We start from the raw sequence: 15623 nt of genomic DNA, 5'->3' as shown, positions 1-15623 counted from the left end.
GTTGGGGTGAGGGGTGCGACCTGTCCGGGGACGGCAAACCCCTCACCCGGTCCGCGTTCCGCGGACTCGACCTCTCCCGCACGGGAGAGGTGGGGCGCGGCGCGGGGGCGGGCCCTACGCGGCCTTGGCGAGCTTCGCCTTGGCCTCGGCGAAGGCCCAGTCGAGCCAGGGGGTGAGCGCCTCGAGGTCGGCCCGCTCCACGGTGCCGCCGCACCAGATGCGAAGCCCCGCGGGGGCGTCCCGGTAGGCGCCGATGTCGAGGGCGACGCCCTCCCGCTCCAGGATCTCGACGATGTCCCGGGCGATCGTCGCCACCGCCGCGTCGCCGCGGGCGAGCACGTCAGGATCCGCGATCACGAGGCAGACGCCCGTGTTCGAGATGGTGGAGGGGTCCGCCGCGAGGTGGCCGATCCAGGGCGTGCGCGCCACCCAGTCGCGGATCACCGCGGCATTGGCGTCGGCGCGCGCGTGCAGCGCGTCGAGGCCGCCGATCGATTCGGCCCAGCGCAGGGCGTCGAGGTAATCCTCGACCGCCAGCATCGAGGGCGTGTTGATGGTGTCGCCCTTGAAGATGCCCTCGATGAGCTTGCCGTCCTTGGCGAGGCGGAACACCTTCGGGACCGGCCAGGCCGGCGTGTGGCTCTCGATGCGGGCGACCGCGCGGGGCGACAGGATCAGGATGCCGTGCGCGGCCTCGCCGCCCATCACCTTCTGCCAGGAGAAGGTGACGACATCGAGCTTGTCGAAAGGCAGCGGCTGCGCGAAGGCCGCCGAGGTGGCGTCGCAGATCGTGATCCCCTCGCGGTCGGCCGCGATCCAGTCGCCGTTCGGCACCTTCACGCCGGCGGCCGTGCCGTTCCAGGTGAAGATGACGTCGTTGCGCCTGGTGTCGATCCTCGCGAGGTCCGGCAGCACGCCGTAGGGCGTCCGGTGCACGACGGGGCTGATCTTCAGCTCCTTCAGCGCGTCCGTGACCCACTCGGATCCGAAGGCTTCCCAGGCCGCGACCTCGACGGTCTTCGGGCCCAGCATCGTCCACATGGCCATCTCGACGGCGCCGGTATCGGAGCCCGGCACGATGCCGATGCGGTAATCGGCCGGCACGCGCAGGACCCTGCGCGTCAGGTCGATGGCTTCCTTGAGCTTGCCCTTGCCGAGGGGGGAGCGGTGCGAGCGGCCGAGCGCGGCGTCCGAGAGGGCATCGAGGCGCCAGCCGGGGCGCTTGGCGCAGGGTCCGGACGAGAAAGAGGGCACGCGCGGGCGCGTGTTGGGCCGGTTCATCATCTGATCCATCCTTACAGATGGGCGCTCCTCGTTGGGGAGGAGTGTCCCGCCGACGGGCATGAGCGAAGTCGATCGCGAAAGCAAGATGCCGGACAGCTAAAGTCACGCACCGTGCCGCGCCTGTCACGATCCGGCGTCTAGTCTGTATCCGACCTCACGTTCATTGTGGGAGGATCGGGCATTCCGAGAAGATCGGGGCGACGCTCCCGCGTCAGGTGGAGCGCCTCGGCCTCGCGCCAGCGGGCGATGGCCGCGTGGTTGCCGCCGGTGAGGACGTCGGGGATCGCCCGGCCCTCCCACGCGCGGGGCCGCGTGTAGTGCGGGTATTCGAGCCGGTCGCCCTCGAAGCTCTCCTCGACGCCGGACGCCGCCTTGCCCATCACGCCCGGCAGCAGGCGCACGCAGGCATCGACCAGCACCATGGCCGCGATCTCGCCCCCCGACAGGACGTAGTCGCCGACCGAGACCTCCTCGAGCCCGCGGGCCGCGATGACGCGCTCGTCGACGCCCTCGAACCGGCCGCAGACGATCACGAGGCCGGGCCCGGAGGCGAGCGCGCGCACCCGGGCCTGGGCGAGCGGGCGCCCGCGCGGCGACATCAGCAGGCGCGGGCGCGGATCCCCGGGGCCCGCGGCGGCGTCGATGGCAGCGGCCAGCACGTCGCAGCGCAGCACCATCCCGGCGCCGCCGCCGGCCGGGGTGTCGTCGACGCTGCGGTGCCGGCCGATCCCGTGCGCGCGGATGTTGCGGGCCTCGATGGCCCAGGCGCCCCGCGCCAGCGCGTCGCCCGACAGCGAGACGCCGAGCGGGCCGGGGAACATCTCCGGGTAGAGGGTCAGCACGGTGGCCCGCCAGGGGGCGGGCCGGGCGTTCGCGTCGGATTCCATGGCAGGGTCATGGCGCGGCCGGCCTCCGGGGGTCAATGGCCGGGGCGCGGCCGGGACAGGGAGCCGCCTTCCCGGGCCCGGCGAGCCCTCTATTCTCCGCCGGGCATCTCTCCGCTCCGCAAGCCTCCCCGCACGGCGGAAGGGGTCGCCCACGGCCGTGAACAGTTCCGGGACACGCCATGCCGCGCACGAGCCCGCCCGTCCTGCTCGTCATCCTCGCATTGACGGGGCCCGCGCCTGCCGCCGAGCCGCTCGGGCCGGCGGGCGCCCCGGCCTCCGCCTTCCCGAAACCGGACCGGCCGGTGGCCGAGATCGTGGCGGCGCAGTGGGCGCTCGAGAAGGAGCGCGAGAGGGCCGACGAGTTCGGGCAGGTGGTCCGGCTCATGGGCATCCGGCCGGGCGAGACCGTCGCCGATATCGGGGCCGGCAGCGGCTACTACGCGCTGCGCCTCGCCGGGGCGGTCGGGCCCGAGGGCCGCGTCCTCGCGGAGGACGTGATCCCGCGCTACCTCGCCGGCCTGTCGCGGCGGGTGCGCCGGGCCGGGCTCGCGAACATCGCGGTGGTGCGGGGCGAGCCGCACGACCCGCGCCTCGAGCCGGCTTCCGTCGATGCCGCGCTCCTCGTGCACATGTACCACGAGATCGGCCAGCCCTACGGGCTCCTGCACAACCTCGCGGCCGCCATGAAGCCCGGCGGCCGGGTCGGGATCGTGGATTCCGACGACATCCCCGCGCGCCACGGCACGCCGCCGGCGCTCCTGCGCTGCGAGCTCGCCGCCGCGGGCTACCGCGAGACCGGCTACACGGTGCTGGAGGGCGGCGTCGGCTACCTGGCGATCTTCGAGGCCCCGGCCCCGGACCGGCGGCCCGACCCGCGCACGATCCGGCCCTGCTCGGACGAGGCGAGCCGGGGCGCGAAGTAGGCGATGGACCGGGAGCGCCGGCGCCTCAGGCCGGCTCGTCCGGCGGCTTCGGGGCGGCCGGGGCGAAGAGGTCGTCCGGCGGATCGACGGTGACGCGGCCGCCGGGAACATCGAGCCCCGGCACGAACGCCTTGGTGAAGGGCAGGAGCGCGGTCGGGCCTCCCGCCTCGGGGCGGATCTCCAGGAGGTCGCCGCCGCCGTAATTCGGGACCGAGACCACGGTGCCGAGCGGCTTTCCGCCCGTATCGACGACGGCGAGTCCGACGAGGTCGGCCGTGAAGAACTCGTCCTCGTCCTCGGCCTGCCCGAGCGTCTCGCGCGGAACGTAGAGGCCGGTGCGGTTCAGCGCCTCCGCCGCGCTGCGGTCCGAGACGCCCTTCACGCGCGCGACGAGGATGTCCGGCGCGGGGCCGGGCGCCGGGCGGGCGCTCACGATCTCGATGCGGCGGCCGTCGGCGGTGCGGAGCGGCCCGTAGGTCGCGATTCCCGCAGGATCGGCCGTGTAGGATTTCAGGCGAATCTCGCCGTTGAGCCCGTGCGCCCGGCCGAACTCGCCCAAGAGGACGAGGCCGGGATCGGGCGGCGCGGGTGCGGGCGTCGCGGGAGCGGGCCCCGCCTCGGCGGCTCGGGGCCGGGGCGAGGTCTCGGCCGCGGCCGCGAGGCGCGGCGGCCTCGCGCGACGCGCGCCCTCCCCGCGGGGTGGATGTCCGCCGGGACGGCGCGCCATCGCCCGGCGCCTTAGGCGGCGGCGTCCTCGGCCGGGGCGGCGGCCGCCTCGGCGCGCTTGGCGGCACGCTCCTTGGCCTTCTCGCCGGGCTCGGCCTTCTGCGGGTTGTTGCGGGCCGGGCGCTTGGCGAGGCCGGCGGCGTCGAGGAAGCGCAGGACGCGGTCGGTCGGCTGCGCGCCCTTGGCGAGCCAGGCCTGGATCTTGTCGGTCTCGAGCTGCACGCGGGCCGGATCGTCCTTGGCCTTCATGGGATCGTAGGCGCCGACCTTCTCGATGAAGCGGCCGTCGCGCGGCGCGCGGGCATCGGCGACGACGATGCGGTAGTAGGGGCGCCTCTTGGCGCCGCCGCGGGTGAGACGGATCTTGAGGGACATCTAGTAACTCCTGATTGTGCTTCTTGTAAGCGAGCAGCGAGCAGCGAAGAGAAAGGAGCCACTATCGGCTATTCGCTGCTCACGACGCGCTCGTTGCCTACTTCTTCTTCCCGAACGGGAACCCGCCGAGGCCGGGCAGGCCCGGCATCTTCGGCCCGCCGAGCCCCGGAAGGCCCGGCATCTTTCCGCCGCCCATCCCGGGCGGCATCGGCGGCAGCTTGCCGCCGAACTGCTTCTCGATCTGCGCGATCTGCTCCGGAGTCGGCTCGGGCATGCCGGGCGGCATCTGCGGCATGCCGCCGGGCATGCCCCCGCCGCCGAGCCCGAACATGGAGCCGAGCGCCTGCCCGATGCCGCGCTTGCCCGAGCCCATCGCCTTCATCATGTCGGCCATGGTCCGGTGCATCTTGAGGAGCTTGTTGATCTCCTCGACCTTCACGCCCGCGCCCGCCGCGATGCGCTTCTTGCGCGAGTTCTTGAGGAGGTCGGGGGTCTTGCGCTCCTGCGGCGTCATCGAGGAGATGATGGCGCGCTGGCGCCGGAACATCTTCTCGTCGAGGTTGGCGCCCTCGACCTGCTTCTTGATCTGGCCCATGCCGGGCAGCATGCCCATCAGGCCGCCGATCCCGCCCATCTTCTCCATCTGGCCGAGCTGCATCGACAAGTCCTCGAGGTCGAACTTGCCCTTGCGCATCTTCTCGGCGGTGCGCATCGCCTGCTCGGCGTCGATCGTCTCCGCCGCCTTCTCGACGAGCGAGACGATGTCGCCCATGCCGAGGATGCGGTTGGCGACCCGCGCCGGGTGGAACTCCTCCAGCGCTTCGACCTTCTCGCCGGTGCCGACGAGCTTGATCGGCTTGCCGGTCACCGCGCGCATCGAGAGCGCGGCGCCGCCGCGCGAATCGCCGTCCATGCGGGTCAGCACGATGCCGGTGACGCCGAGGCGCTGATCGAAGGCGCGGGCGGTGTTGACGGCGTCCTGGCCGGTGAGGGCGTCGGCGACGAGGAGCACCTCGTGGGGCCTCGTCGCCGCTTTCACCTCGGCGGCCTCGGCCATCAGCGCCTCGTCGATCGTGGTGCGGCCGGCCGTGTCGAGCATCACCACGTCGAAGCCGCCGAGGCGGGCCGCATCCATGGCGCGCCGGGCGATCTGCACCGCCGACTGGCCGGCCACGATCGGCAGGCTCTCGACCTCGACTTGGGCCGCCAGCACCGCGAGCTGCTCCATGGCGGCCGGGCGGCGGGTGTCGAGGGAGGCCAGCAGCACCCGCCGGCGCTCGCGCTCGGAGAGGCGGCGGGCGATCTTGGCGGTGGTGGTCGTCTTGCCCGAGCCCTGCAGGCCGACCATCAGGACGGCGACGGGCGCCGGCGCGTTGAGGTCGATCACCTCGGCCTGATCGCCCAGCATCGCCACGAGCTCGTCGTTGACGATCTTGACGACCATCTGGCCGGGGGTGATCGACTTGAGGACGGTGGCGCCCACCGCCTTCTCGCGCACCCGGTCGGTGAAGCCCCGCACCACCTCGAGCGCCACGTCGGCCTCGAGCAGCGCGCGGCGCACCTCGCGCATCGCGGCCGTGACGTCGGCCTCGGTCAGCGCGCCGCGGCGCGTCAGCCCCGAGAGGATGCCGGAGAGGCGGTCGGACAGGCCTTCGAACATGGTCAGGCGATTCCGTGGCTGCGCGTCACTGGTGGAGGCCCGCCCGCTCGACCCGGCGGGCCTGGAGCGCGTTCTCGAAGCTCTGCACCGCGCGGGCGAACTTGTCGCGGCAGTCGGGATTGCAGAAGCCCACCACCGCGCCGTTGTAGAGCGTCAGCGAATCCGCCGCGATCGGCTTGCCCGACCAGGGGCAGGCGTCGTTCACGGCATCCTCGATGCGCAACGGGACCTCGCGTTCGTTCTCGATGCGCAACGGGACCTCGCGTTCGTTCGTCATGGCGCCTCTCAGACGGGCGGACCACCCGGCCGCGGGCTCGATTCCAACGCCGAGCACGCCCGAGGGCGCGAACGCGCTGTCGGGCGTTGGCCTCCGGCCTCGCGGGGCCGGGCGGCTTTCGGGTTGACGTCGATGCGTCGGATTGGGAGGGCGGGCCTTAGGCGCCGGCGCCGGAAATGTCAAATTCCCGGCACGGCAATTCCCGGCGCGGCACTGGGAAACTTCGTTAAGGTTTACCCTTCGTTAAGCCTATTTTGGTCCGATCGGTCCCGAGATCGCAAGGACGCCCGTCGATGTCGGAACCCGCCCGCCACTTCCCGCCGCACGAGACGGCGAGCCGCCCGACGCCCGGCCCCCTGCGCGACTGGCTCGCCGCCATGAAGGCGCAGGCGCCCGCCGAGAAGGTCCCGCCGCGCTCCGAGCCGGCCCGCGTGCCCGAGCCGGCCTGGACGCAGCGCGCGGTCCCATCCGCCGGGGCCGCGCTCGACGGCGCCGAGTCCGAGGACCTCTCGGAGCTGATGGCCGAGAACCTGATGCTCAAGGCCAAGCTCCGCCTGGAGACCGACCGCTACGCCGAGCTGCAGGCGATGCTGGCCCAGGAGATCCGCGAGCTGCGCAGGCACGTGCAGGACGAGATGAGCGAGCTTCAGGCGATCCGCGAGGAGCGCGACCTCTGGCAGGCCCGCGCCGAGGCCCTGGCCCAGCCCCTGTTCCAGAAGCGCTGAGGCGGGGCGGGCGCCCGCGAGAGAGCCCGGAAACGCCGAAGGGCCGCCCCATGGGGCGGCCCTTCCATTGCCGAACCGCGGTCCGGCCGAAACTGTCTCGCCTGCCTGAGCGCTTAGACGAAAGCGCCGGAGGCGACGGTCCAGGTCCGGTGAGCCGACGACCGCGGCTGATGACAATGAGACACTGGATCACCTCCTTTCGCTTGTTGCTGGGAGCCCGAAAGTAGGGATCCGCACCGAGGATGAAAAGGCCCCGGCCTGCGCCCTCTCGCCGCTGGCGCGGCCGCCCGCCCTGGCAAGCGCCGGCGCCCCGGCGTATGAGAGCGGGCCCGCCGCACCGGCGGCCGAGATCCAGCGACCCGAACCGCCCGTGTCCCACGCCCCCCTGCCGAGCCGGCGCGATCCGGCCTCCGCGGACGAGGACGTCCTCGATCCTGATGCCATGCGCCGGCCGCTCGCCGACGCGTGGTACTGCGTCGGGCGAGCCACGGACTTCGCGGGCAACGCCTTGCGGGCGGTCGAGCTCGACGGCGAGCAGATGGTGGTGGGGCGCGACGCGGCGGGCGCGCTCTTCGCCTTGCGCGACCGCTGCCCGCACCGGGGCATGGCCCTCTCGAAGGGCCGATTCGACGGCGCGGCGCTGACCTGCCCGTTCCACGGCTGGCGCTTCGGCACCGACGGGCGTTGCCGGGACGTGCCGACCCTCTCCTCCGCCGATGCAGCCGACTTCTCCCGCATCGCCGTCCAGCGTTTTCCCGTGCTTGAGAGCGCGGGCTTCGCCTGGGTGAACCCGCATCTCGGGCCGCGGGGCGGCGCCGAGCCGCCGGCGCTGCCCGCCCTCGACTTCGAGCCGGCCGGCTGCCTCGTGGTGGCGCTCGAGGTGGAGGCCTCCTTCGACCTCACCACCTTGAGCCTCGTCGATCCCGGCCACGTCGCCTTCGTGCACGATTCCTGGTGGTTCCGGCCCTCGAAGGAGCTGCGCGAGAAGGTGAAGCGCTTCGCGCCGACGCCGCACGGCTTCACCATGACGAGCCACGCCACCACGAAGAGTTCCCCGGTCTACCGCCTGCTCGGCGGCGCGCCGGAGGTCGAGATCGAGTTCCGGCTGCCGGGCGTGCGGCTGGAGCGGATCCGGGCGGGGGCGCGGCGGGTGGCGAACTACACCTTCGCGACGCCGATGAGCCACGACCGCACCCTGCTGACGAACGCGCTCTACTGGAGCATGCCGGCGCTCAACCTCCTGAAGCCGCTGGCCCGGCCGCTGATGCGCCAGTTCCTGACCCAGGACCAGCAGGTGCTGCAGCACGCCCAGAAGGGCCTCGACCGCAAGCCCACCATGGTGCTGTTCGGGCAGAGCGACCTGCCCTCGCAATGGTATTTCCGCCTGAAGCGCGAGGCCCTGCAGGCCGCCCGCGAGGGCCGGCCCTTCCGAAACCCGCTGCAGCCGCAGGAACTGCGCTGGCGCTCGTGAGGGCGGCCGCGCAGGTTCATCGACGCCGAGCCCGCGAGGCGCTCCCTGCCGTGCGGGCTCGGCGGTCCGCACGATCACGTGGGTGCCGGGCCAGTAGCGCTTCTCACCCGGGCGCGGGTCCCCTCTCCCGTGCGGGAGAGGGACAGGGTGAGGGGCGCGACCTCTCCGGATGCGTCGCACCCCTCACCCGGTCCGCGTTCCGCGGACTCGACCTCTCCCGAACGGGAGCGGTGGGAGGCGCCCGATCCGGTGGCGGTCCGTTCTTCGCCGGCATGGATCCGTCAACCGCCGGGCTCGCACGGGAGAGGTGAGCGCCTCCTGCGATCCCGCGCCGGCCGGCGCCCTGCGGCACCGTGGCCGGGGTGCTTGACGGGGCCGTCCGACCCGCCATCTCACCCGCGATGAAACGGCGAAGCCTCCTCAAGGCCGTGAGCGCCGCCACGGTGATGACCCTCGGCGGGGTCGGCTACGCCGCGCACCGGCGCTCCACGAACCCGTATTACCGGGGGCCGAGCAGCGACCATTTCGACGGGGTGCGCTTCCACAGCCCCGACCAGGCCGCCGACAAGAATCTCACCGAGGTGATCCGCTGGCAGCTCGCCCGGGCCGGCGAGCCCTGGCCGGCGAGCCTGCCCAGTCCGTTCCCGGCCGACAAGCCGCCCGAGCGCGTCGACGCCCTGCGGGTCGTGCTGATCGGGCACGCGAGCTACCTGTTTCAGGTGGCCGGCCGCAACATCCTGGTCGATCCCGTCTTCGCCAAGCGCGCGAGCCCGCTGCGCTTCGCCGGGCCGAAGCGCGCGAACCCGCCCGGCATCGCCTTCGCGGACCTGCCGCCCATCGACGCGGTGCTGATCACCCACAACCACTACGACCATCTCGACGGGCCGGCGGTCGCGCGGCTCTGGCAGCAGCACCAGCCCCTGATCGTGGCGCCGCTCGGCAACGACGCGATCCTGCGCGGCTACGACGAGACCATGCATGTCGAGGCGCGGGACTGGGGCGATTCGGTCGACCTCGGCGGCGGCGTCCGCGCGCATCTCCTGCCGGCCAACCACTGGTCGGCCCGCGGCCTCAACGACCGGCGCATGGCGCTCTGGTGCGCCTACGCGATCACCTCGCCCTGGGGGCTGCACTACCATGTCGGCGATTCGGGCCTCGGCGACGGCGCCATCTTCCGCGCGGTGGCCGAGCGATTCGGGGCGCCGCGCCTCGCCACCCTGCCGATCGGCGCCTACGAGCCGCGCTGGTTCATGAAGCCGCAGCACATGAACCCGGAGGACGCCGTCGAGGCCCTGCGCCTCCTCGGCAACCCCCAGGCGCTCGGCCACCACTGGGGCACGTTCCGGCTCACCGACGAGGGCGCCGAGCGGCCGGCCGAGGCGCTCGCCGCCGCCCTCGCGGCGGCGGGGCGGCCGCCCGAGAGCTTCCTGGCCCTGCGGCCAGGCCAGGTCTGGCAGGGCTAGCCCGGCCGGCTCGACACCGGACGGCAATCGTTACGGGCAAGGTAGTCTCATAAACGAACTATAAAGCATCCAGCCTCATCGTGCGAAATCATCAAGATTTCGCCCGACGAGCACCGCCATGCACCGCCTGCGCAGCCTGACGACAAAGATCATTCTCCTCGCCGGTGCGGCGATCATCCTGACAGTCGGCATCCTTCTCGGCGTGACGAGCCGCGAGATCTGGTCCCAGATCGAGGCCAAGCAGCGGGTCGAGGCCGAGATGCACATCCGGACACTGGCGCTCGTCTTCGGCGCGAAGGTGCCGGGATCAGGGATCGCCTTCGAGAACGCCCGCGTCGGCCGCGTCACGGCGCCGGATCTCGGGACCTTGAGCGATCTCTCGGTGGTGGACGACGTGACCTCGTATATCGGGGGCAACGCCACGGTGTTCGCCTACGAGGCGGGCGGCGACCGCTTCGTGCGGCGCATCACCAACGTGAAGAAGGAGAACGGCGAGCGCGCGGTCGGCACGGTGCTCGCCGCCGACAGCCCGGCCAACGCGGTGGTGCGGTCCGGGAAGGCCTATTCGGGGCCCGTCGACCTGTTCGGACGCCCGTTCTGGACCGTCTACCACCCGACCTTCGACGCGGCCGGCCGAGTCAACGGCATCCTCTACGTCGGCATCCCGCTGGAGCGCTACTATGCCGACTATCACGGCACCCTCGGCACGATGGCGACCGCGAGCCTGATCGTCGCGATCCTGGCCTGCCTGGTGATGGCGCCGATCGGCCTGCGGCTGTTCCGGCCTCTCACCGAGATCGCGGCCCGCACGACGCGCCTGGCCGACGGCGATCTCGACGGCCCGATCCCCTCGCAGGGGCGCCGCGACGAGATCGGCGCCGTGGCCCGCGCCCTCGGCGCGCTGCGCGACACGAGCCGGCACGCCCGCAGCCTCGAATCCGGCCAGCGCCTGACGAGCGAGGGCGAGCGGCAGCGCCGCGAGCACCTCGACGCCGAGGTCGAGCGGTTCCGCGTCCAGGTGCAGCGCTCGATCGCGGTCTTCAATGCCCGCACCGGCGAGATGCGCGGGCGCGCTGCCGCGATGGCCTCGCTCTCGGCCGAGGCCACGGCGGCGATCGCGGGCGCCTCGGCGGGCTCGCGCGAGACCTCCGCCAACGTGCAGACCGTGGCGAGCGCGGCGGACGAGCTCTCCGCCTCGGTCGCCGAGATCCAGGGCCGCATCGACCGGGCGAAGCACGAGGTCGACGGCGCCTTCGGCGAGGCCGCGGCCATGAACGCGCAGGTCGGCGACCTCTCGGCCACGGCCCAGCGCATCGGCGACGTGGTCGGCATGATCCGCGCGGTGGCCGAGCAGACGAACCTGCTGGCGCTCAACGCCACGATCGAGGCCGCCCGCGCCGGCGAGGCGGGCCGCGGCTTCGCGGTCGTCGCCGCGGAGGTGAAGGCGCTGGCGAGCCAGACCGCCAACGCCACCGACGAGATCGCCGCCCAGGTCACCCGCGTGCAGAACGCGACCGGCGTCGCCGTCGAGGCGATCGGCCGGATGACCGGGCGCATGGGCACGATCAGCAGCACCACGGCCGACCTCTCGGGCGCGGTCGCGGCGCAAGGCGCGGCCACCGACGAGATCTCACGCAACGTCAACGAGACGGCTCAGACGAGCGTCGCGATCGCGCGCGACCTCGGCACGGTGGCTGCCGCCGCGCAGCGCACCGTCGAGATGGCCGCCAATGTCGAGAGCGCGGCCTCCTCCGTCGAGGAGGTGGCGGCCGGGCTGGAAGCGGAGATCGGCCGCTTCCTCAAGGCGGTCGCGGCCTGATCCGTCCGTCTCGCAGCGCGCTCTAGGCGGCCGGCCCGCCCTTGGCGCGCTCGACGCCCTCGAGGATCAGGCGGTGCGCCTCGGCCTTGTCGCCCCAGCGCACGACCTTGACCCACTTGCCGGGCTCGAGGTCCTTGTAGTGCTCGAAGAAGTGCTGGATCTGGCTGAGCGTGATGTCGGGCAGGTCCGTGTAGTTCTCGATCCGGTCGTAGCGCATGGTGAGGTTGCGCGAGGGCACCGCGATGATCTTCTCGTCCTCGCCGGCATTGTCCTCCATCACCAGGACGCCCACGGGTCGCACGCTCATGACGGCGCCGGGCGCGATGGCCCGGGTATTGGCCACGAGCACGTCGCAGGGGTCCCCGTCGCCCGAGAGGGTGTGGGGGATGAAGCCGTAATTGCCGGGATAGACCATCGAGGTGTAGAGGAAGCGGTCGACCACGAGGGCGCCGGCCTCCTTGTCCATCTCGTACTTGATCGGCTCGCCGCCGAGCGGAACCTCGATGATCACGTTGACGTCGTGCGGCGGGTTCTTGCCGATCGAGATGGCGTCGATGCGCATGGCTGCTGGTCTCCCGGATACCGGAGCTGACGGCCCCGTTCTGCCGGTCTCTTAGAGCCGTTGCCCGACAAAGAAAATCAGGCCGGGCGCAGCGCCGCGACGTTTGCGGGAAATCGTCGCGGCAGGCGCTCTCAGCCGAAGCGGTAGCCGACCTTGGCGAGCGGCACGCCCGCCACCCGGTCGAGGGTGCGCGGCCCGGCCAGGCCGCCGAGGCTCTCGTAGAAGCCCGCGGCCCGCGCGTTCTCTTCCAGCGTCCAGACGCCGAGCCGGGTCAGCCCGTGATCGGCGAGGTCGTTGCGCACAGCCCGGAACAGGCGGCGCCCGAGACCGATCCCCTGGTATTCCGGCAGCAGGTAGAGCTCGTCGATCTCGCCCTCGGCCTTGAGGAGGTTGCTGCGCGCCCGGCCGTAGGCCGCGTAGCCGACCACCGTGCCGGCCGTCTCGACCACCGCGATCGGCCGTCCCCGCCGCAGGGCCCCGCGCCACCAGCGCCCGTCCCGCTGGGCGATCAGCCGCTCCAGGGCGACGCCCGGGATGACGCCGCGATAGGCCTCGCGCCAGGCCGCGTCGAACACCCCCGAGAGCGCCGCCGCGTCGGAATCGCGGGCCCGGCGGATGCTGGTGGTGCTGCGCGTGCTCATGAGCCCGGATTCCTTGCTGTTCGAGGCGTCCCGCGTCGTTGCCGGTCAGGTAACCCGCACCTTGCCCGTCAGGTTCGGCCCCGATGCCGGCAAAGACATGGCAATCGGGCGAGGCAATCGGACTTCGGCAATCGGAACAGGCAAGTGCGGTGCCGCCCGGCCGGAGGGCCGCGAATTGCCCGGCCGCGGCGGGGCTGTTAGAGCCTGCCGGCAGCCCGACAGCCTTCGCGCCCGACACTCTTCGCCCCCGAGAGCCTTCCCGAGACCCGAGCCCGCCGCGCCCGTGTTCAACCGCTTCCTCAAGCCCGAGACCCGGTACGCCCGCCGCATGGCGCGGATCGCCCGCTTCGAGAGGCCGATCGTGGGCTCGCGCGCGCGCCTGATGGCGTGGGCGAACATGCTGCTCGTCGATCACGGCGTCTTTCGCCTCGCCTACCTGAACCGCCACCGGGTCGGCGCGGGCGAGCTCTGGCGCTCGGCCCAGCCGAGCCCGCGCGACCTCGCGCGCTTCCGCCGCGACGGGGTCCGCACCATCATCTCGCTGCGCGGCGGGCGCGAGCACGGCTCCTGGCCGCTGCAGCGGGAGGCCTGCGAGCGCCACGGGCTCCGGCTCGTCGAGTTCGTCCTGCGCTCGCGCGAGGCGCCGTCCCGGGAGACGATCCTGTCCGCCCGCGACTTCTTCGCGGGCGTCGAGTATCCGGCCGTGATGCACTGCAAGTCCGGGGCGGACCGGGCCGGGCTCGCCGCCGCCCTCTACCTGATCCTCCACGAGAACCGTCCGGTCGCCGAGGCGGCGCGCCAGCTCTCGGCGCGCTACGGCCATTTCCGCTTCGCCAAGACCGGCATCCTCGACGCCTTCTTCGCGCTCTACCTGCGCGAGGGCGAGCCGAAGGGGCTCGACTTCCTGACCTGGGTCGAGACGGACTACGACGCGGAGGCGCTCAGGCGCGACTTCCGCCCGGGCTTCTGGTCGGACCTCGTGGTGGACCGGGTGATCCGGCGGGAGTAGCGGCGGCCCCTGCCCTATTCCGCGGCGAGCCGCGCCGCCTCGCGGAACGGGTGGGCCGGGTAGGTGCCGATGATCTTGCACTCGCGGGAGAAGTAGCGCAGCTCGTCGAGCGCCCGGGCGAGCGGCGGATCCTCCGGATGGCCGTCGACCTCGGCGTAGAACTGGGTCGCGGTGAACTGTCCCTCGAGCATGTAGCTCTCGAGCTTCGACATGTTGACGCCGTTCGTGGCGAAGCCCCCGAGCGCCTTGTAGAGGGCAGCCGGGATGTTGCGCACCCGGAAGATGAAGCTCGTGACCATCGCGCCCTCCCCCGGCGAGGCGGGTTCGGGATCGGGCGAGAACACCACGAAGCGCGTGGTGTTGTGGGCCTCGTCCTCGACGTCGCGCGCCAGGATGTCGAGGCCGTAGACCTCGGCGGCGAGGGCCGGCGCCAGCGCCGCGCGGGTCGGGTCGCCGGCTTCCGCCACCTCGCGGGCCGCGCCCGCCGTGTCGCCCGCCACAACCGCCTTGAGGCCGAGGCGCCGGATGACGCGGCGGCACTGGCCGAGCGCGTGGACGTGGCTGTGCACGCTCCTGAGGCCCTCCTGGGCCGCGCCCGGCAGCGCCATGAGCTGGAAGTGGATCGGCAGGAAGTGCTCGGCCACGATGTGCAGCGCCGAGGTCGGGATCAGGTGGTGGATGTCGGCGACGCGGCCCGCGACCGAGTTCTCGATCGGGATCATGGCGAGCGCCGCGCGGCCCTCCGTCACCGCCGCGAAGGCGTCCTCGAAGGTCGGGCAGGCGAGCGGCGTCCAGTCCGGATAGGCCTGCGCGCAGAGGATGTGCGAGTTGGCGCCGGGCTCGCCCTGGTAGGAGATGGTGCGGTTCGTCATCGCGGATCAGTTCAGGCGGCGCGCCGACAGGGCGGCGCGGGCGCGTTCGAGGTCTGCGGGGGTGTCGACGCCGAGCGGCAGGTCGTCGACGATGGTCGCGTCGATGCGCATCCCGGCCTCGAGCGCGCGCAGCTGCTCCAGCTTCTCGCGGGTCTCGAGCGTGCCGGGCGGCAGCGCCATGAAGCGCGCGAGCGCCGCGCGGCGATAGGCGTAGAGGCCGATATGGTGGAACAGGGGCCCCTCCCCCCAGGGCGCCTGCGCCCGGGTGAAGTAGAGGGCGCGCAGCCGCTGCGGGCCGACGGGGTGGCCCACGAGCTTGACCACGTTCGGATCGCTGATCTCCTCGGCCCGGGTGATCACCGCGCAGAGCGTGGCGATGTCGACGCCGCGGTCGGCGAGCGGCGTCACGGCGGCGCCGATGGCCCGGGGATCGATCGTCGGCAGGTCGCCCTGCAGGTTGACCACGACGTCGTGGTGACCTTCGGGGTCGACGATCTCCAGGGCCTCGGCGAGGCGGTCGGAGCCCGAGGGATGGTCGGGCCGGGTCATCACCGCGGTGCCGCCGACCGCCTCGACGGCCTCGGCGATCGCCCGCGTGTCGGTCGCCACCACCACCGGGCCGATGCCGGCCTCGATGGCGCGGCGCCAGACATGCACGATCATGGGCTCGCCCGCGATGTCAGCGAGCGGCTTGCTCGGCAGGCGCGTCGCGGCGAGGCGCGCGGGGATCAGGACGAGGGGATCGGACATGGGCCGGAGGGACATGGGCGCCGGTGGGACATGGGTGCCGGATTAACTCGGGTGCCGGGCAAGGTCTCGCGGGCCGGGTGCTTAGCAGGCGCCGCGCGCGTTGTCATGGCGGGTTCGCGGCGGCGGGCCCGCGGCGGCGCGCCGCCCGGCGGCCTCCGCGACGGGTTTCAACAGGGGTG

The 15623-nt window shown here is 72.6% G+C and carries 16 protein-coding genes; 6 read left to right on the top strand and 10 right to left on the bottom strand.

Annotated features, from left to right (window positions below; translation table 11 throughout):
• Positions 1 to 114 precede the first annotated feature (114 nt).
• Together WDW90_RS01310 and trmD are read right to left on the bottom strand one after the other, a co-directional pair.
• Positions 115 to 1284 (bottom strand): phosphoserine transaminase, encoded by a 1170-nt coding sequence (locus WDW90_RS01310; RefSeq protein ID WP_336485440.1) that lies wholly within the window; start codon positions 1282 to 1284, stop codon positions 115 to 117.
• 137 nt (positions 1285 to 1421) lie between these two features.
• A complete protein-coding gene (gene trmD, locus WDW90_RS01305; RefSeq protein WP_336485439.1) occupies positions 1422 to 2171 on the bottom strand; it encodes a tRNA (guanosine(37)-N1)-methyltransferase TrmD in 750 nt (249 codons plus the stop codon).
• A gap of 179 nt (positions 2172 to 2350) precedes the next feature.
• On the opposite strand from trmD, the gene WDW90_RS01300 reads away from it, so the two are divergent.
• Positions 2351 to 3094, top strand: coding sequence for a methyltransferase domain-containing protein (locus WDW90_RS01300; protein WP_336485438.1), 744 nt, complete (start codon positions 2351 to 2353; stop codon positions 3092 to 3094).
• A 25-nt stretch (positions 3095 to 3119) separates the two neighbouring features.
• Here WDW90_RS01300 and rimM read toward each other — a convergent pair whose 3' ends face one another.
• The 4 genes from rimM to WDW90_RS01280 all read right to left on the bottom strand — a co-directional run bounded on the left by rimM (position 3120) and on the right by WDW90_RS01280 (position 6132).
• The gene (rimM, locus tag WDW90_RS01295; protein ID WP_336485437.1) at positions 3120 to 3821 is read right to left on the bottom strand and encodes a ribosome maturation factor RimM; all 702 of its coding nucleotides are present in this window, start codon (positions 3819 to 3821) and stop codon (positions 3120 to 3122) included.
• Between the two features lie 11 nt (positions 3822 to 3832).
• Positions 3833 to 4195 (bottom strand): 30S ribosomal protein S16, encoded by a 363-nt coding sequence (gene rpsP / locus WDW90_RS01290; protein ID WP_336485436.1) that lies wholly within the window; start codon positions 4193 to 4195, stop codon positions 3833 to 3835.
• A 97-nt stretch (positions 4196 to 4292) separates the two neighbouring features.
• On the bottom strand, positions 4293 to 5855 hold the full coding sequence (gene ffh, locus WDW90_RS01285; protein ID WP_336485435.1) for a signal recognition particle protein: 1563 nt from the start codon (positions 5853 to 5855) through the stop codon (positions 4293 to 4295).
• 25 nt (positions 5856 to 5880) lie between these two features.
• Entirely contained in the window at positions 5881 to 6132 is a 252-nt protein-coding gene (locus WDW90_RS01280; RefSeq protein ID WP_336485434.1) for a glutathione S-transferase, read from the bottom strand.
• A gap of 293 nt (positions 6133 to 6425) precedes the next feature.
• On the opposite strand from WDW90_RS01280, the gene WDW90_RS01275 reads away from it, so the two are divergent.
• The 4 genes from WDW90_RS01275 (at position 6426) to WDW90_RS01260 (ending at position 11610) form a co-directional block, all read left to right on the top strand.
• Complete coding sequence (locus WDW90_RS01275; protein WP_336485433.1) at positions 6426 to 6857, top strand: flagellar biosynthesis protein FlhF; 432 nt, start codon at positions 6426 to 6428, stop codon at positions 6855 to 6857.
• 442 nt (positions 6858 to 7299) lie between these two features.
• Positions 7300 to 8328 (top strand): aromatic ring-hydroxylating oxygenase subunit alpha, encoded by a 1029-nt coding sequence (locus WDW90_RS01270; protein ID WP_336485506.1) that lies wholly within the window; start codon positions 7300 to 7302, stop codon positions 8326 to 8328.
• Between the two features lie 401 nt (positions 8329 to 8729).
• Positions 8730 to 9791, top strand: a complete 1062-nt coding sequence (locus WDW90_RS01265; RefSeq protein WP_336485432.1) for an MBL fold metallo-hydrolase — start codon at positions 8730 to 8732, stop codon at positions 9789 to 9791.
• 118 nt (positions 9792 to 9909) lie between these two features.
• Positions 9910 to 11610: a methyl-accepting chemotaxis protein gene (locus tag WDW90_RS01260; protein ID WP_336485431.1), complete on the top strand. Its 1701-nt coding sequence runs from the start codon at positions 9910 to 9912 to the stop codon at positions 11608 to 11610.
• Positions 11611 to 11632: 22 nt separating this feature from the next.
• Here the strand turns inward: WDW90_RS01260 and ppa are convergent, their stop codons facing one another.
• Positions 11633 to 12172 carry an inorganic diphosphatase gene (gene ppa / locus WDW90_RS01255; RefSeq protein WP_336485430.1) on the bottom strand — a complete coding sequence of 180 codons (540 nt, stop codon included), beginning with the start codon at positions 12170 to 12172 and terminating at the stop codon, positions 11633 to 11635.
• Positions 12173 to 12303: 131 nt separating this feature from the next.
• A complete protein-coding gene (locus tag WDW90_RS01250) occupies positions 12304 to 12813 on the bottom strand; it encodes a GNAT family N-acetyltransferase (protein ID WP_336485429.1) in 510 nt (169 codons plus the stop codon).
• A gap of 283 nt (positions 12814 to 13096) precedes the next feature.
• Here WDW90_RS01250 and WDW90_RS01245 point away from each other — a divergent pair, with 283 nt between their 5' ends.
• Positions 13097 to 13822: a fused DSP-PTPase phosphatase/NAD kinase-like protein gene (locus WDW90_RS01245; RefSeq protein ID WP_336485428.1), complete on the top strand. Its 726-nt coding sequence runs from the start codon at positions 13097 to 13099 to the stop codon at positions 13820 to 13822.
• A 14-nt stretch (positions 13823 to 13836) separates the two neighbouring features.
• On the opposite strand, the gene WDW90_RS01240 is transcribed toward WDW90_RS01245, so the two are convergent.
• Together WDW90_RS01240 and WDW90_RS01235 are read right to left on the bottom strand one after the other, a co-directional pair.
• A complete protein-coding gene (locus tag WDW90_RS01240; protein ID WP_336485427.1) occupies positions 13837 to 14694 on the bottom strand; it encodes a prephenate dehydratase in 858 nt (285 codons plus the stop codon).
• A gap of 6 nt (positions 14695 to 14700) precedes the next feature.
• The gene (locus WDW90_RS01235) at positions 14701 to 15444 is read right to left on the bottom strand and encodes a 3-deoxy-manno-octulosonate cytidylyltransferase (RefSeq protein WP_336485426.1); all 744 of its coding nucleotides are present in this window, start codon (positions 15442 to 15444) and stop codon (positions 14701 to 14703) included.
• Positions 15445 to 15623: the final 179 nt, after the last annotated feature.

The sequence above is a fragment of the Methylobacterium nigriterrae genome (assembly GCF_037106235.1).
Taxonomy (GTDB): Bacteria; Pseudomonadota; Alphaproteobacteria; order Rhizobiales; family Beijerinckiaceae; genus Methylobacterium; species Methylobacterium nigriterrae.
Note: the sequence above shows the minus strand (reverse complement) of the source record. Positions and strands in the feature narration are given on the sequence as shown.

Bases quoted from the DNA above. Each gene is read 5' to 3' on its own strand.
- rimM (WP_336485437.1), bottom strand. From the start codon at position 3,821: ATGGCGCGCCGTCCCGGCGGACATCCACCCCGCGGGGAGGGCGCGCGT.
- WDW90_RS01240 (WP_336485427.1), bottom strand. From the start codon at position 14,694: ATGACGAACCGCACCATCTCCTACCAGGGCGAGCCCGGCGCCAACTCG.
- WDW90_RS01250 (WP_336485429.1), bottom strand. From the start codon at position 12,813: ATGAGCACGCGCAGCACCACCAGCATCCGCCGGGCCCGCGATTCCGAC.
- WDW90_RS01235 (WP_336485426.1), bottom strand. From the start codon at position 15,444: ATGTCCGATCCCCTCGTCCTGATCCCCGCGCGCCTCGCCGCGACGCGC.
- WDW90_RS01300 (WP_336485438.1), top strand. From the start codon at position 2,351: ATGCCGCGCACGAGCCCGCCCGTCCTGCTCGTCATCCTCGCATTGACG.
- ffh (WP_336485435.1), bottom strand. From the start codon at position 5,855: ATGTTCGAAGGCCTGTCCGACCGCCTCTCCGGCATCCTCTCGGGGCTG.
- WDW90_RS01275 (WP_336485433.1), top strand. From the start codon at position 6,426: ATGTCGGAACCCGCCCGCCACTTCCCGCCGCACGAGACGGCGAGCCGC.
- WDW90_RS01260 (WP_336485431.1), top strand. From the start codon at position 9,910: ATGCACCGCCTGCGCAGCCTGACGACAAAGATCATTCTCCTCGCCGGT.
- rpsP (WP_336485436.1), bottom strand. From the start codon at position 4,195: ATGTCCCTCAAGATCCGTCTCACCCGCGGCGGCGCCAAGAGGCGCCCC.
- WDW90_RS01270 (WP_336485506.1), top strand. From the start codon at position 7,300: ATGCGCCGGCCGCTCGCCGACGCGTGGTACTGCGTCGGGCGAGCCACG.
- WDW90_RS01265 (WP_336485432.1), top strand. From the start codon at position 8,730: ATGAAACGGCGAAGCCTCCTCAAGGCCGTGAGCGCCGCCACGGTGATG.
- trmD (WP_336485439.1), bottom strand. From the start codon at position 2,171: ATGGAATCCGACGCGAACGCCCGGCCCGCCCCCTGGCGGGCCACCGTG.
- WDW90_RS01310 (WP_336485440.1), bottom strand. From the start codon at position 1,284: ATGATGAACCGGCCCAACACGCGCCCGCGCGTGCCCTCTTTCTCGTCC.
- WDW90_RS01280 (WP_336485434.1), bottom strand. From the start codon at position 6,132: ATGACGAACGAACGCGAGGTCCCGTTGCGCATCGAGAACGAACGCGAG.
- ppa (WP_336485430.1), bottom strand. From the start codon at position 12,172: ATGCGCATCGACGCCATCTCGATCGGCAAGAACCCGCCGCACGACGTC.